At 67.7% G+C, this 13,758-nt stretch carries 11 protein-coding genes and 2 tRNA genes; 11 read left to right on the top strand and 2 right to left on the bottom strand.

All coding sequences use genetic code 11. The features are described 5' to 3' along the window. The first annotated feature begins 1 nt into the window (after position 1). The 4 genes from B9Y82_RS11835 to B9Y82_RS11850 all read left to right on the top strand — a co-directional run bounded on the left by B9Y82_RS11835 (position 2) and on the right by B9Y82_RS11850 (position 2,976). Positions 2–451, top strand: a complete 450-nt coding sequence (locus B9Y82_RS11835; RefSeq protein ID WP_100473377.1) for a cytochrome c-type biogenesis protein — start codon at positions 2–4, stop codon at positions 449–451. Then, positions 445–1,434, top strand: a complete 990-nt coding sequence (locus tag B9Y82_RS11840; RefSeq protein WP_100473378.1) for a tetratricopeptide repeat protein — start codon at positions 445–447, stop codon at positions 1,432–1,434. Before B9Y82_RS11835 ends, B9Y82_RS11840 begins: the two co-directional genes overlap by 7 nt. Positions 1,435–1,518: 84 nt before the next feature. Continuing rightward, positions 1,519–2,631, top strand: a complete 1,113-nt coding sequence (gene metX, locus B9Y82_RS11845; protein WP_100473379.1) for a homoserine O-acetyltransferase MetX — start codon at positions 1,519–1,521, stop codon at positions 2,629–2,631. Continuing rightward, a complete protein-coding gene (locus B9Y82_RS11850) occupies positions 2,632–2,976 on the top strand; it encodes a DUF1294 domain-containing protein (RefSeq protein WP_100473380.1) in 345 nt (114 codons plus the stop codon). A 55-nt stretch (positions 2,977–3,031) separates the two neighbouring features. On the opposite strand, the gene cydC is transcribed toward B9Y82_RS11850, so the two are convergent. Beyond that, on the bottom strand, positions 3,032–4,711 hold the full coding sequence (gene cydC / locus B9Y82_RS11855) for a thiol reductant ABC exporter subunit CydC (protein WP_100473381.1): 1,680 nt from the start codon (positions 4,709–4,711) through the stop codon (positions 3,032–3,034). Continuing rightward, entirely contained in the window at positions 4,708–6,453 is a 1,746-nt protein-coding gene (gene cydD / locus B9Y82_RS11860; RefSeq protein WP_100473382.1) for a thiol reductant ABC exporter subunit CydD, read from the bottom strand. Before cydD ends, cydC begins: the two co-directional genes overlap by 4 nt. A 227-nt stretch (positions 6,454–6,680) precedes the next feature. On the opposite strand from cydD, the gene B9Y82_RS11865 reads away from it, so the two are divergent. The 7 genes from B9Y82_RS11865 to pgaA all read left to right on the top strand — a co-directional run bounded on the left by B9Y82_RS11865 (position 6,681) and on the right by pgaA (position 13,757). Next, positions 6,681–8,270: a cytochrome ubiquinol oxidase subunit I gene (locus tag B9Y82_RS11865; RefSeq protein ID WP_049423960.1), complete on the top strand. Its 1,590-nt coding sequence runs from the start codon at positions 6,681–6,683 to the stop codon at positions 8,268–8,270. Between the two features lie 15 nt (positions 8,271–8,285). Continuing rightward, on the top strand, positions 8,286–9,437 hold the full coding sequence (gene cydB, locus B9Y82_RS11870; RefSeq protein ID WP_100473383.1) for a cytochrome d ubiquinol oxidase subunit II: 1,152 nt from the start codon (positions 8,286–8,288) through the stop codon (positions 9,435–9,437). 58 nt (positions 9,438–9,495) lie between these two features. Next, entirely contained in the window at positions 9,496–9,612 is a 117-nt protein-coding gene (gene cydX / locus B9Y82_RS11875; RefSeq protein WP_005410354.1) for a cytochrome bd-I oxidase subunit CydX, read from the top strand. A gap of 55 nt (positions 9,613–9,667) precedes the next feature. After that, positions 9,668–9,744: transfer RNA gene (locus tag B9Y82_RS11880), tRNA-Pro, on the top strand. 139 nt (positions 9,745–9,883) lie between these two features. Beyond that, positions 9,884–9,960: transfer RNA gene (locus tag B9Y82_RS11885), tRNA-Pro, on the top strand. A 222-nt stretch (positions 9,961–10,182) separates the two neighbouring features. Beyond that, positions 10,183–11,388 (top strand): CynX/NimT family MFS transporter, encoded by a 1,206-nt coding sequence (locus tag B9Y82_RS11890; protein ID WP_100473384.1) that lies wholly within the window; start codon positions 10,183–10,185, stop codon positions 11,386–11,388. Positions 11,389–11,729: 341 nt separating this feature from the next. Continuing rightward, positions 11,730–13,757: a poly-beta-1,6 N-acetyl-D-glucosamine export porin PgaA gene (gene pgaA / locus B9Y82_RS11895; RefSeq protein WP_100473385.1), complete on the top strand. Its 2,028-nt coding sequence runs from the start codon at positions 11,730–11,732 to the stop codon at positions 13,755–13,757. Position 13,758: the final 1 nt, after the last annotated feature.

Raw genomic sequence — 13,758 nt, forward strand, 5'->3', positions numbered from 1 at the left:
CATGCGCTGGCTGCTGGCGCTGCTGCTCCTGATGCTGCCGCTGGCCGCGCTGGCGCAGCAGCCGCTGCATGATCCGCAGCCACTGCAGTTCCGCGACGGCGCCGAGGAGCGCCGCTTCCACGACCTGGCCGCGCAGCTGCGCTGCGTGCAGTGCCAGAACCAGTCGCTGGCCGATTCCAATGCGCAGATCGCGCAGGACCTGCGCCGCGAGGTGCTGCAGCTGATGCAGCAGGGCCATGACGACGCACAGATCAAGCAGTTCCTGGTCGCCCGATACGGTGAGTTCGTGCTCTATCAGCCACCGTTGCAGCCGGGTACCTGGCTGCTGTGGGGCGGCCCGTTGCTGATGCTCGGCGCCGGCGCACTGGTGGTGCTGGGCATCGTTCGCCGCCGTGGCCGCGCCGTCGCCGCCGTGCCGGCCAGCAAGGCCGAGGAAGGAGATGGATGGTGAGTCATTGGCTGCCGATGCTGGCTGGGCTGGTGGCCGCGCTGATGGCGGCGCTGGTGCTGTGGCCACTGCGCCATCATGGTCGCCGCGGTTTCGTGGTGGGCGTGCTCGCGCTGGGCGTGGCCGGTGCCTGCCTGTATCTGCTGGTCGGTGATCCGCGTGCGGCACAGGTACAACCGACGCCATCGGCAGCCACCCTGCGCGATGGCGTGCAGGCCCTGCAGGACGCACTGAAGCGCGACCCGCAACGGGCTGATGGCTGGGCACTGCTGGGCAGGTCGCAGGCCGAACTGGGCAATGTCTCGGCCGCTGCAGACGCCTTCGCGAGGGCCGCCGCATTGGCACCGGATGATCCGGGCGTGCTGGTGGAAGCCGCGCAGGCACGCGCGCAGGCTGATGCCGGCAAGCAGTTCGATGACACCGCAATGGCCTGGTTGCAGCAGGCGCGCACGCTGGCCCCGGACGCCGAGCGCGCCAGCTGGCTGCTGGGCATCGCCCTGCGCCAACGCGGAAAGAATGCCGAGGCTGCCGACGTCTGGAGCGGCCTGCTGCCACGGCTTGAACCGGGTGCTGCGCAGGCGCTGCAGGCACAGATCGCCATCGCCCGCGAGGCCGCCGGCCAGGCGCCCGATGCCGCCGCTGCGGCGCCACCGGCGCTGCTGCAGGTGCGCGTGCAGTTGCCTGCGCTGGAGAACGCCGAGTGGCCCGCCAGCACCCAGGTGTTCGTACTGGCCCGCGCCGTGGGTGGACCGCCGATGCCGGTGGCCGCGCGCAAGCTGCCCTTGGCAGGTTTCCCGGCCACGGTCGGGCTGGGCGACGGTGACAGCCCGATGCCCACCGCACCGCTGTCGGCCCATCGCGAAGTGGAAGTGCTGGCACGCATCTCGCGCAGCGGCAGCGCCAACCGCAGCGAGGACGACCTGCAGAGCGTTCCGGTGAAGGTGAGCCTGCCACATCAAGGCGTGGTGGAACTGCGGTTCCCTTGACGCTCCGCACGGCACTGCCGGGGGCATCGCCGATGGAAACCAGCGTGTCGCCAGCTCCACATGCGGCCCCGCTAGAATGACTGCATGACCGAATTCATCCCGCCCGGCACCCGCTTCCACGCCCTGCCCTCGCCATTCCCGTTCAAGCGCGGTGGCGCACTGCATGGCGCACGCGTGGCCTACGAAACCTGGGGAACACTGGCTGCCGACGCCAGCAATGCAATCCTGATCGTGACCGGGCTGTCGCCGGACGCGCATGCGGCGGCCAACGAGGCCAACCCGGCACCAGGCTGGTGGGAAGCGATGGTTGGCCCGGGCAAGCCGATCGATACCGGCCGCTGGTTCGTGGTCTGCGTGAACTCGCTGGGCAGCTGCAAGGGCTCGACCGGTCCGGCCTCGCTCAATCCTGCCAACGGCGAACCCTACCGCCTGGACTTTCCCGAGCTGTCGATCGAAGACGGCGCACGCGCCGCCATTGAAGTCGTGCGTGCACTGGGCATCGAACAGCTGGCCTGCGTGGTCGGCAATTCAATGGGCGGCATGACCGCGCTGGCGGTACTGATGCTGCACCCGGGCATCGCGCGCAGCCACGTCAACATTTCCGGCAGTGCGCAGGCACTGCCGTTCTCGATCGCGATCCGCTCGCTGCAGCGCGAGGCGATCCGCCTTGATCCGCGCTGGAATGGCGGTCGCTACGACGATGCCGAGTACCCCGAGTCCGGCATGCGCATGGCGCGCAAGCTGGGCGTGATCACCTACCGCTCGGCACTGGAATGGGATGGCCGCTTCGGCCGCGTGCGGCTGGATTCGGACCAGGCCGACGACGATCCGTTCGGCCTCGAATTCCAGGTGGAAAGCTACCTGGAAGGCCATGCACGGCGCTTCGTGCGCTTCTTCGATCCGAACTGCTACCTGTACCTGAGCCGATCGATGGACTGGTTCGATCTGGCCGAGTACGCCGACGGCGATGTGCTGGCCGGGCTGGCGAAGATCCAGGTGGAGAAGGCGCTGGCGATCGGTGCCAACACCGACATCCTGTTTCCGGTGCAGCAGCAGCAACAGGTCGCCGACGGCCTGCGTGCCGGCGGTGCCGATGCGCGCTTCATCGGCCTGGAATCGCCGCAGGGCCATGATGCCTTCCTCGTCGATTTCGAGCGTTTCGGCCCGGCCGTGCGCGGCTTCCTCGACGCGCTGTAAGTGGCGTGGCGGCGTAACCTCGCGCTGGCTGCATTCGGCGCGCTGGCCGCCTTGATGATCAGCGGTGTGCTGCCGCTGTGGCTGGGTGGCTGGTGCCTGCTGGCCAGCGCGGTGTCGTTCGGGCTGTATGGCCACGACAAGCGCGCGGCGCAGCGAAAGCGATGGCGCATTCCCGAGCGCACCCTGCAACTGCTGGCCTTTGCGGGTGGTTGGCCCGGCGCGCTGCTGGGCCAGGCGCTGTTCCGCCACAAGCACCGCAAAGCCGAATTCCAGTGGGTGTTCTGGCTGTGCGTGCTGGCCAACGTAGCCTCGATCGCGGTGATGCTGCGCGAGTTCTCGCGGTAACCGTTGGAATGGGTGGATCCACGCCATGCGTGGACGTGCCGACCAGGGTCGGCATCTACCGAAGCACTTCGCGCTCCAATACTCCATCACGCAACCGGTACTGCGCATCGACCACGCCGTCGGGCAGCTCGTCGTGGGTGATCATCAGCAGGCTGCGCCCGTCCAGAAGCCCGGAAAGATCCTGCAGCAGCGCGCGTGCGGTATCCACGTCGAGGCCTTCGGTCGGTTCGTCCAGCAGCAGGATCGGCGCAGTGCGCAGCAGCGCGCGCGCCAGCGCCAGCCGTCGCGCCTGGCCTGCCGACATCGTTGCGCCGTTCTCGCCGACCCAGGCCTGCAGGCCACCGTTGCGCTCGGCCCAGTCACCCAGGCGCACGCGACGCAGCACCGACCACAACGCGGCATCGCTGGCATCGGGATCACCCAGCCGCAGGTTCTCGGCCACCGTGCCGCCAAACACCGGTGCGTTCTGCGGCAGCCAGGCGAGCTGGCGGTGCCACTCGGCCTGGGCGACGTCGCGCAGGTCACGGCCACCATAGGTGATTCGCCCCTGTTGCGGATCCCATAGCCGCAGCAGCAGGCTGGACAGCGTGGTCTTGCCACTGCCACTGTCGCCGCGAATCGCGATGCGTTCGCCCGGCGCCAAGGTCAGCTGCAGGCCGGACAACACCGGCCGTGCTGCACCCGGCCACTGGAAATGCACGTCATCCCAATGCACGCGCGCCGCCTGCGGCACCGGCTGCGGCGCCTGCGGATCCTGCACCGTCGGCGGTTGTTCGACGATGGCCTGCAGGCGATCGGCAGCAATGCGCCCGGACTGCAGCGACTGCCAGGCCAGGCCCATGCCGGCCCACAGTTCGATCAGCGCCACGGTCAGGAACACGAGGCCTGCGGCCATTTCCGGCGCGATGCGCTGCTGTTCGGCCGCATGCAGGGCCAACGCCAGCATCGCCACTAGCCCCAGCCCGGCGACCAGGCCGTGCAGGGTCGAGGCCGCGATCAGACGCCAGCGCCGACGACGATCCCGCGAGGCCAGCTGCTTGGCGGCCACGCGCACCTTCAGCTGCCAGGCCGCATCGGCATGCAGCGCGGCCAGATCACCGGCCCCTTCCAGCCCTTCGAACGCGGCGGTGCGCAATGCGGCGCGGTGCGCGGCACGGTCCGCCTCTTCATCGTCGTGGCCACGCGCGCCCAGCCACGGCACACCGAAGGCGATCAGCAGTGCCAGCACCGCCAGCAGCATCGCTGCCGAGGGCAGGATCAGCGCCGCCGAGGCGACCGCCACCAGTGACAGCGCGCCCAGCGCCACCAGCGGCCCGATCGCGCGCACCAGCAGCCCATCCACTTCGCCGATGTCCCCCAGCAGCCGCGCCAGCAGCTCGCCGGTACGCGTAGCCCCCAACCGTGCCGGGGCAAGTGGCAACGCGCGGCGGAAGAACCACACGCGCAGGTCACGGGCAATGCGCAGCGTGGCATCGTGGCCAACCAGCTTTTCGAAGTAGCGCGACACGATGCGCGCCATGGTCAGGCCGCGGATTCCGGCCGACGGTGAGAAGAAATTGAAGCCCTGGCCGAGGCCGGCTGCACCTGCCAGCGCGGCTGCGGTGAGGAAGCCACCCGACAGGCCGAGCAACGCGGTGCCTGCCAGCATCGTGGTCCACAGCAACAGCACGGTCAGCAACAGGCGCGGGCGATGGCGCAGGAACACCGCGCGCAACGAATCGGGCGAACGGCTCATGCGCGCACCGCCTGTGCCGGCTCGACCAGGCGGCCTTCCGGCAACAGCAGGCAACGGTCGGCCCAGGCGATCACCGCCGGGCTGTGGGTGGCGACCACCACGCTGCGGCCACGTGCATACGCGGCCAGGCTGCGCAGCAGGGCCGCTTCGGTATCGGCATCGAGGAAGGCCGTGGGTTCATCCAGCAGCAGCACCTGCGGGTCACGCAGCAGCAGGCGGGCCAGGCCGATGCGGCGGGCTTCGCCACCGGACAGGCCGAAGCCGCGCTCGCCGATCACCGTGTCCAATCCCTGCGGCAGGCGCTGCGCGAACTGCAGGACCTGCGAAGCCTCGGCCACCGCGCGCAACCGCGCATCGCTGGCGCCGGGATCGGCCAGGCGCAGGTTCTCGGCGATGCTGCCATGGAACAGGTACGGTCGCTGGCTGGCATAGGCGACCTGCACGCCGGGCCGCAACTGCAGCTTGCCGGCACGCGGTGGCAACCAGCCGGCCAGCGCCTCCAACAGCGTGCTTTTGCCGGAGCCGCTGGGACCGACCAGGGCCAGGCGCTGGCCCGGCTCCAGCAGCAGGTCCAGATCCTGCAGCACATCCTGCGGCGCACCCAACGGGCGCAGCACCAGCCCTTGTGCCTGCAGTGGTGGCAAGGCGGCCTCGGCCGGCTCGACTGCCAGCGGTGCAACCTCGTTTTCGATCAGGCCCTGCTCGTCCGGCAGCGACTGCAGCAGGCGCTCCACTTCGGCGGCGGCAGCCAGTGCATTGGCACGATCGTGGTAGTGCGCGGCCAGCCGTCGCAGCGGCGCATAGAACTCCGGCGCCAGCAGCAGGCAGAACAGGCCCGCGCCCAGCGTCGGCACCGCTGCATGCAGCGACATCATGCCCAGATAGCTCAGGCCCAGGTACAGCGCCACCATCGCCACGCTCACCGAGGCGAAGAATTCCAGCACCGTGGACGACAGGAACGCGATGCGCAGCACCTTCAGCGTGCGCACGCGCACGCCTTCGGCGGCAGCCTCGATGCCCTCCAGCTCGGCGTCACCGCGGCCATACAGGCGCAGCAGGCCCAGGCCCTTGATCCGGTCGGCGAAATGACCGCTCATGCGCGCCAGCTCACCCAGCTGCGCGCGGCCGGCGGCTTCAGCGCCCCAGCCCACCAGCATCATGAAGAACGGCACCAGCGGCGCGGTGAACAGCAGGATCAGTGCCACCACCCAGTCGACCCAGGCCACGGCGGCCAGGATCAGCAGCGGCACCACCACCACTTCGGTGCGTACCGGCAGGAAGCCACTGTAATAGCTCTCGATCGCATCACCGTGGTGCAGCATCAGTTCGCCCAGTTCACCGGTGCGGCGCTGCCGCAGCCACAGCGGGCCATGGCCCAGCAGGCGCGCGAACACGCGTTCGCGCAGTGCCAGGCGGGCGGCATCGGCCACGTCACCGGCAGCGGCCTGGGTGGCGCTGCCCAGCAAGGTGCGCAGCACCAGGATCACGGCCAGCCCACCCAGCACCGGCAGCCCCGAGGCCAGCGGTGCGCGCTCAACCAGTACCTGCTGCACCAGCCAGGCGATGGCGGCGGCCTGGCCGATCAACAGCGCGCCGGACAGGCTGATGCACAGGGCTGCCAGACGCTGGCGGCCCCGGGCGGAGCGTGCCAGATCGGCCAGCCAGGCCGTGCGGGCACGCCGCTGGCGGGCGGTTTCAGCTTCCGGGGACAGGCCGTCGGGGGTCGTTTCGGCAGCGCTCAAGGGGTCTTCACGGGCAACGGGGGAGACACGGCATTGTAGGCGCAGGCAATAGCCGGCCTCTGCGGCCAGCGGTCGCAGTCTTCATCAGGTTGGCATACGATCAACCGGGGCACCTGTTCATACATTGATCTGGATCAAGGCTGTTTGAAGTAGTCGGTCACATCATTCACGTCGTAGACCACCCTTCCCGCCACCTGCAACGGCACTATCCACGAGGTAGCCAGGCCATGATTGATCAGACAGTCGTAGAACTGTCGCGGCTGCAATTCGCGCTGACCGCGATGTACCACTTCCTATTCGTACCGCTCACCCTCGGCCTGTCCTTCATGGTGGCCATCATGGAGAGCGTGTACGTGATGACCGGCAAGGAGATCTGGCGCAGGATGACCCTGTTCTGGGGCGTCCTGTTCGGCATCAACTTCGCCATGGGCGTTGCCACCGGCATCGTGATGGAATTCCAGTTCGGCATGAACTGGTCCTACTACAGCCACTACGTGGGTGACATCTTCGGTGCGCCGCTGGCCATCGAAGGCCTGATGGCCTTCTTCCTGGAAGCCACCTTCGTCGGCCTGTTCTTCTTCGGCTGGAACCGCCTGACCAAGGTCAAGCACCTGATGGTGACCTGGCTGATGGCGCTGGGCACCAACCTGTCGGCCATCTGGATCCTGATCGCCAACGGCTGGATGCAGAACCCGACCGGCGCAGTGTTCAACCCGGAAACCATGCGCATGGAAGTCGTCGACTTCATGGCCGTGGTGTTCAACCCGGTGGCGCAGGCCAAGTTCGTGCACACCGTCAGCGCCGGCTACGTGACCGGCGCGGTGTTCGTGATGGCGATCAGCGCCCTGTTCCTGCTGCGCAACAAGCACAAGGACCTGGCCCGCCGTTCGTTCGCGGTGGCCGCGGCGTTCGGCCTGCTGTCCTCGCTGTCGGTGGTGGTGCTGGGTGACGAGAGCGGTTACGCCGCCAGCGAGCACCAGAAGATGAAGCTGGCCGCGATCGAAGCGATGTGGGAGACCGAGCGTGCGCCGGCCGACTTCACCGCCTTCGGCATCCCGAACCAGGAAACCCACCAGAACGACTACGCGGTGAAGATCCCGTACCTGATGGGCCTGATCGCCACCCGCTCGTTGAACCAGCCGATTCCGGGCATCCTGGAACTGGTCGAGCGCGCCGAACACCGCGTGCGCGGCGGCCAGCTGGCCTACGGTGCGCTGGAGCGCCTGCGTGCGAACAAGAACGACGTCGAGGCACGCGAAATGTTCGACCGCCATTGGCAGGACCTGGGCCACGGCCTGCTGCTCAAGCGCTACCGCGATGACATCCTCAACGCCACCCCGCAGGAAATCTCGCAGGCGGCGATGGACACCGTGCCGCGCGTGATGCCGCTGTTCTGGACCTTCCGCGTGATGGCCGGCCTGGGCTTCTACCTGATCGCCTTCTTCGCACTGGCCTTCTACTACTCCTGCCGCAACAACTTCCAGGACAAGCGCTGGTTCCTCAAGCTGGCCCTGTGGACGCTGCCGGCACCGTGGATCGCGATCGAATGTGGCTGGTTCGTGGCCGAGTACGGTCGCCAGCCGTGGGCGGTCGATGGCGTGCTGCCGACCTTCTATGCGGCATCGGGCCTGGCCCTGCATGAAATCGTGCTGACCCTGGCCGGCTTCACCGCGATCTACACCGCGCTGATCGTGGTCGAGATCAAGCTGATGCTCAAGGCGATCCGCAAGGGCCCGGACGAGGTGCTGCCGTCGCTGCAGTCGCCCCAGCCGCATGCTTCCCACAATGCCTCGGCGCCGGCCGCCGGCCAGGCCTGAGGCAGGAGAACCAAGATGGATTTCATTCTTCTGGACTACACCACGCTGCGCGTGATCTGGTGGCTGCTGCTCGGCATCCTGCTGATCGGCTTCGCCGTGATGGATGGTTTCGACCTCGGCGTAGGCACCCTGCTGCCCTTCGTCGCCCGCAACGATGCCGAGCGCCGGCTGGTGATCAACACCATCGGCCCGGTCTGGGAAGGCAACCAGGTATGGCTGGTGCTCGGTGGCGGTGCGATCTTCGCCGCCTGGCCGCCGCTGTATGCGGTCAGCTTCTCCGGGTTCTACCTGGCGATGTTCGTGATCCTGTTCGCCCTGATCCTGCGCCCGGTCGGCTTCAAGTTCCGCAGCAAGATGCCCAGCGAGCGCTGGCGCAACACCTGGGACTGGGCGCTGTTCATCGGTGGCTTCATCCCGGCGCTGATCATGGGCGTGGCGGTGGGCAACGTGGTGCTGGGCGTGCCGTTCCACTTCGATGACAGCATGCGCATCTTCTACACCGGCTCGTTCTTCGGCCTGCTGATGCCCTTTGCGCTGCTGGCCGGCCTGCTCAGCGTGTCGATGCTGGTCGCCCACGGTGCCGCCATGCTGGTGATCAAGACCGACGGCCCGGTGGCCGAGCGTGCGGCCCGCTTCGGCAGCATCGCGGCGATCATCGCCTTCGTGCTGTTCGCCGTCGGTGGCGCCTGGGTGGCATTTGGCCTGCCGGGTTACCAGATCACCTCGCAGGTGGTCACCGATGGCGCCACCAATCCGCTGCTGAAGGCGGCCGAACTCGGTGCCGCCGGTGGCTGGATGCGCAACTACAGCACGATGCCGGCCACGATCCTGGCCCCGCTGCTGGGCCTGGCCGGCCTGCTGGCCAGTGCGGTGCTGCTGCGGGCCCGTCGCGGTGGCCTGGCCTTCATCGCCTCCGGTGCGGCCATCGCCGGCATCATCCTGACCGTCGGCTTCGCCATCTTCCCGTTCCTGCTGCCGTCCTCGAGCCAGCCCACTTCCAGCCTGACCGTGTGGGATGCCTCGTCCAGCCACCTGACCCTGTGGATCATGCTGCTGGCCACGGCGGTGTTCCTGCCGATCATCCTCGCCTACACCACCTGGGTGTATCGCGTGCTGAAGGGCAAGACCACCACCGATGAGATGGGCAACAACCCGAACGCATATTGATTGCTTGCACGTGTGCCGACCAACGGTCGGCACCTACCCGGAATGAAGGAGACTGATCATGTGGTATTTCGCCTGGATTCTCGGTGCCGGCCTCGCCTCGACGGTGGCCATCCTCAACGGCATGTGGTTCGAAGCCCGCGAGCAGAACCGCATCGAGAAAGAAAATCGTCGCTGAGCCGTAAAAAAACCTTGCCGCCTTGGCCTTCACACGGTATCTTAGGCGGCTCCTTCGGGGTGTAGCTCAGTCTGGTAGAGCGCTACGTTCGGGACGTAGAGGTCGCAGGTTCGAATCCTGTCTCCCCGACCACTCACGTGGTCGCATTGAAGCCTGGTGAAGTCGTCCAGGCTTTTTTGTTCCCTGAAGTGGCACTGCTTCGGCAGTGTGAAGAAACGGCATTTACCCCTTGCCGCCATCGGGGTAAATCGCTAGAATAGGCGGCTCCCTTCGGGGTGTAGCTCAGTCTGGTAGAGCGCTACGTTCGGGACGTAGAGGTCGCAGGTTCGAATCCTGTCTCCCCGACCACTTCGGTGGTCACCAAGAAGCCTGGAAGACATCACTGTCCTCCGGGTTTTTTTGTATCAGGCGCCTGGCCGCCCGCATGACGGGACCTTGCTGGAACGCACACGTACAATGGCCGCGCTGCCGGCCCACCTGCAGCCCCCTCCCCCACCTGCCGCTTCGGCGTAGACCGATGCCGGCGCTGCATGCCATTGCCTCGGCGTGCGACACCTGCAAGGACCACCGATGAGTTCCTCCACTTCCGATTCGCCGTCGCTGCTGCACGGGCGCGTGCTGGCTTTCGCCGCCATCCTGCTGGCAGCGATCAACCTGCGCACCGCGGTCACCTCGATCACGCCGCTGCTCGACGTGCTCGGCCAGCAGTTCGGCTTCGGCACCACCATGACCGGTGTGCTGGGCATGCTGCCGACCGCCTCGTTCGCGCTGTTCGGCGTGGCGACGCCGGCACTGGCGCGGCGCCTGGGCCTGGAGCGCACCACGCTGCTGGCGATGGTGATGGCAATGGCCGGCCTGCTGCTGCGCTCCAGCGCCGGCAATGTCGGCACGCTGCTGCTGGGTTCGGTGGTGGCGCTGGCCGGCATGGGCATCGGCAATGTGGTGGTACCGCCGCTGGTAAAGCGTTACTTCGCCAACAAGGTCGGCACCATGAGCACGCTGTACATCAGCGTGCTGCAACTGGGCACGATGCTGCCGGCGCTGCTGGCGGTGCCGGTGGCCAATGCTGCGGGCTGGCGCGTATCGCTGGGCATGTGGGCGCTGCTGGCGCTGGCCGCCGCGCTGCCATGGCTTGTGCTGGCCAGGCGCGCGCCGAAGCCGCAGGCCGACGCCACCGACCCCACCGCACAGCCGCACGGCAAGGTCTGGCGCACGTCGCTGGGCTGGAGCATGACGCTGATGTTCGGCATGACCTCGCTGATGACCTATTCGATGTTCACCTGGCTGCCGCGCATCGTGGTCGAGGCCGGTGGCACGCCCGCCTTCGGTGGCGTGATGGTGGCGGTGTTTTCGGCGCTGGGCCTGCTGCCGTCGCTGGTCATTCCGTCGATGGCGGTGCGCATGCAGAACCCGTTCCCGCTGGTGCTGATCGGCTTCTTCTCGTTCGTGATCGCCTTCAGCGGCCTGCTGCTGGCACCGATGAAGGCGCCACTGCTGTGGGCCTGCCTGCTCGGCGTCGGCCCGTCCACCTTCCCGCTGGCGCTGACCCTGATCAACCTGCGTACCCGCACCCCGACCGGCTCAGCGGCCCTGTCCGGCTTCATGCAGGGCGTGGGCTACAGCTTCAGCTGCCTGGGCCCGTTCCTGGTCGGCTGGCTGCACACCGTCAGCAACGGCTGGACCCTCCCATTCAGCTTCCTGTTCGGCTGCGCCACCCTGATGCTGTGCGCTTCGTGGGTGGCCTGCAAGCCGCGCAAGCTGGAAGATCTCTGGTGATCATCCGGGGCGGCCTGCCGGCCCCGACCATCGCCGATCAGTCTTCACGCGCATTTTGACGCCGGGCTGACAATTCCGGGCGGATAGTGCCCACGAATGCCCATCCTTGCCGCGTGCCGGCATCGGGCATGGGGGCGGCCGCGCCGCCCAGGCCACCACTCGGTGTGCGGGGGACTCTCGTTTCAGACAAGACATTGCAGGTTGCTGTCCCGGTTCCGCCCATCCCTGCTGGATGGGAGTTCGCGAGGGGAGTGACGCAGGCCACGGCCATCTCAAAATCTGGCATGTGATGTGCGTCACATTTTTCAGGTTGTCTGGTTCGGAAGCCAAGGGGGTCCCCAATGGTTGTCCACCGCCGGCTGGCGCTCTGCGTCGGCCTTGCCTGCACCGCCCTGGCCTGGGCCAGCAGCGCTGCCCCGCCCGACCGCGAGGGGGCCCTGGCCGAGATCGGCCGCTACCGCGACCAGGCCCGTTGGCTGGATGCGCTCGGCGCGATCGAGCGCGCCAGCCAGCAGCAGCCCAACGACGACCTGCTGTTCAAGCTGCGCGTCCTGACCCTGGGCGACATCGGCAATGCCTGGCGCGCCTGGGAGCTGTACCAGCAGCGCCCGCAACTGTTCGACGCTGCACAGAAGCAACGCATCGAAGGCGACTACCTGGCCAAGCTGGTGGTCTGGAGCCTGGCCTACAGCAGCAGCGAAGACAGCCGCCTGGAGGAGGCCGAATCGACCCTGGCGCGCATGCAGCGCTACCTGGGCAGCGAAGGCACCCCACCTGTGCAGGCGCCACTGCGCATCCGCATGGACCGGCTGATCCTGCTCAACCGGCTGGGCCGCCATGCGCAGGTGCGCGCGGAAGCCCGGGCACTGCAGGGCGAAGGCCACACCCTGCCCGACTACGTGCTGCCCGCAGTGGGCGATTCGTTGATGGGTTCCCTGCACCCGGAAGAAGCCATTCCGGTGCTGCAGGCCGCGGTGGCCGGCGACCCGACACGCGACGCCTCGCATTCGGAACTGGCCTACGCCTACCTGGAAAGCGAGCAGCAGGAAAAGGCGATCGACCTGCTGCAGGCATGGCGCGACAAGGAGCCGGCGTGGCGCTGGAGCAACGGCAAATCGCCGTACGCGAACTGGTCCCGCTACGAGGCCGACCTCAACCTGGCAATGGTGCGCGCCTACAGCGGCGACCTCCCGACCGCGCAACGCGATCTGGAATCTATGGTCGACATCGCACCGGGCAACGGTGGGCTGCAGAGTGCGCTGGGCAGCGTCTACATGATGCGCGGCTGGCCACGCAGGGCACTACAGCGCCAGCAGATGGCACACGCACTGGACCCGCGCGACATCGAACCACGGCTGGGCATGCAGGAAGCCCATGTCGCCCTGCAGCGCGACGACCTCGCGCGCCCGCTGCACGACGACCTGGTCGCACGCTACCCCACCCAGCCCGCCGTGGAACGCATGGACCAGGCCTGGCGCGCACATCGCGGCTGGCAGCTGAAGGCATGGACCGACATCGGACGCAGTTCCGGTGGTGATGGCAGCTCGCCACTGGGCAACGACGACCGCCGCTATGGCATGGAGGTCCAGACACCCATACTTGACGATCGCTGGCGGCTGTTCGCCTTCGCCGACCGGCGCTCGGTTGATTTCCAGGACCAGCGCATCGATCCACTGTGGCTTGGCGCAGGCGTACGCTACCGCTTCGGTCGGCTGGATGCGGAAGCCGCGGCGCTGCGCGCCAACGACCACATCGGCGATACCGGCCTGCGCGCCGGCGCCGGCTGGCAGTTCAATGATTACTGGCACGCAGGCGTGGTGGCCGCACGCCATGATCCGGATGCTTCGATGCAGGCGCGCGTGGCCGGCATCACCGCCAACAGCGTCAGTGCCCAAGTGGACTACCGGCGCAGCGAACGCACGCACTGGATGTTCGGCGCCAGCCGCTTCCGCTACGACGACGGCAACCATCGCGAACTGTTCAGCACCCGCCTCGAACAGCGCCTGCTGACCCGCCCACGGTGGCTGATCGATGGTTTGGCCAACGCTTATACCAGCCGTGGCAGCCGCGACGATGCCCCCTACTTCAACCCGAAGCGCGATCGCATGATCGAGATCGGCCTGCGCATCGACCAGCAGCTGTGGCGCCACTACGAACGCCACTTCCGGCACCGGCTGACGGTCTCGCTGGGTTACTACTGGCAGGACGGCTTCGGCAGCGCGCTGGTCCCTTCGGTGTCCTACATGCACGAATGGCAGCTGGGCCAGGGCCGCGTGTTCGAGTACGGCATGCGCTGGTCGCGGCCGGTCTACGACGGCCACCGCGAGCGTCATCTCGGCTTCGAAGCCGCACTGCGCTGGGGAGAGTGAC

The sequence above is a fragment of the Stenotrophomonas maltophilia genome, from assembly GCF_002799155.1.
In the GTDB taxonomy this organism is placed as follows: domain Bacteria; phylum Pseudomonadota; class Gammaproteobacteria; order Xanthomonadales; family Xanthomonadaceae; genus Stenotrophomonas; species Stenotrophomonas maltophilia_R.

Excerpts from the sequence above, each read along its gene's own strand:
- metX (WP_100473379.1), top strand. The coding sequence starts at position 1,519 with ATGACCGAATTCATCCCGCCCGGCACCCGCTTCCACGCCCTGCCCTCG.
- B9Y82_RS11840 (WP_100473378.1), top strand. The coding sequence starts at position 445 with ATGGTGAGTCATTGGCTGCCGATGCTGGCTGGGCTGGTGGCCGCGCTG.
- B9Y82_RS11835 (WP_100473377.1), top strand. The coding sequence starts at position 2 with ATGCGCTGGCTGCTGGCGCTGCTGCTCCTGATGCTGCCGCTGGCCGCG.
- cydX (WP_005410354.1), top strand. The coding sequence starts at position 9,496 with ATGTGGTATTTCGCCTGGATTCTCGGTGCCGGCCTCGCCTCGACGGTG.
- pgaA (WP_100473385.1), top strand. The coding sequence starts at position 11,730 with ATGGTTGTCCACCGCCGGCTGGCGCTCTGCGTCGGCCTTGCCTGCACC.
- B9Y82_RS11865 (WP_049423960.1), top strand. The coding sequence starts at position 6,681 with ATGATTGATCAGACAGTCGTAGAACTGTCGCGGCTGCAATTCGCGCTG.
- cydC (WP_100473381.1), bottom strand. The coding sequence starts at position 4,711 with ATGAGCCGTTCGCCCGATTCGTTGCGCGCGGTGTTCCTGCGCCATCGC.
- B9Y82_RS11890 (WP_100473384.1), top strand. The coding sequence starts at position 10,183 with ATGAGTTCCTCCACTTCCGATTCGCCGTCGCTGCTGCACGGGCGCGTG.
- cydB (WP_100473383.1), top strand. The coding sequence starts at position 8,286 with ATGGATTTCATTCTTCTGGACTACACCACGCTGCGCGTGATCTGGTGG.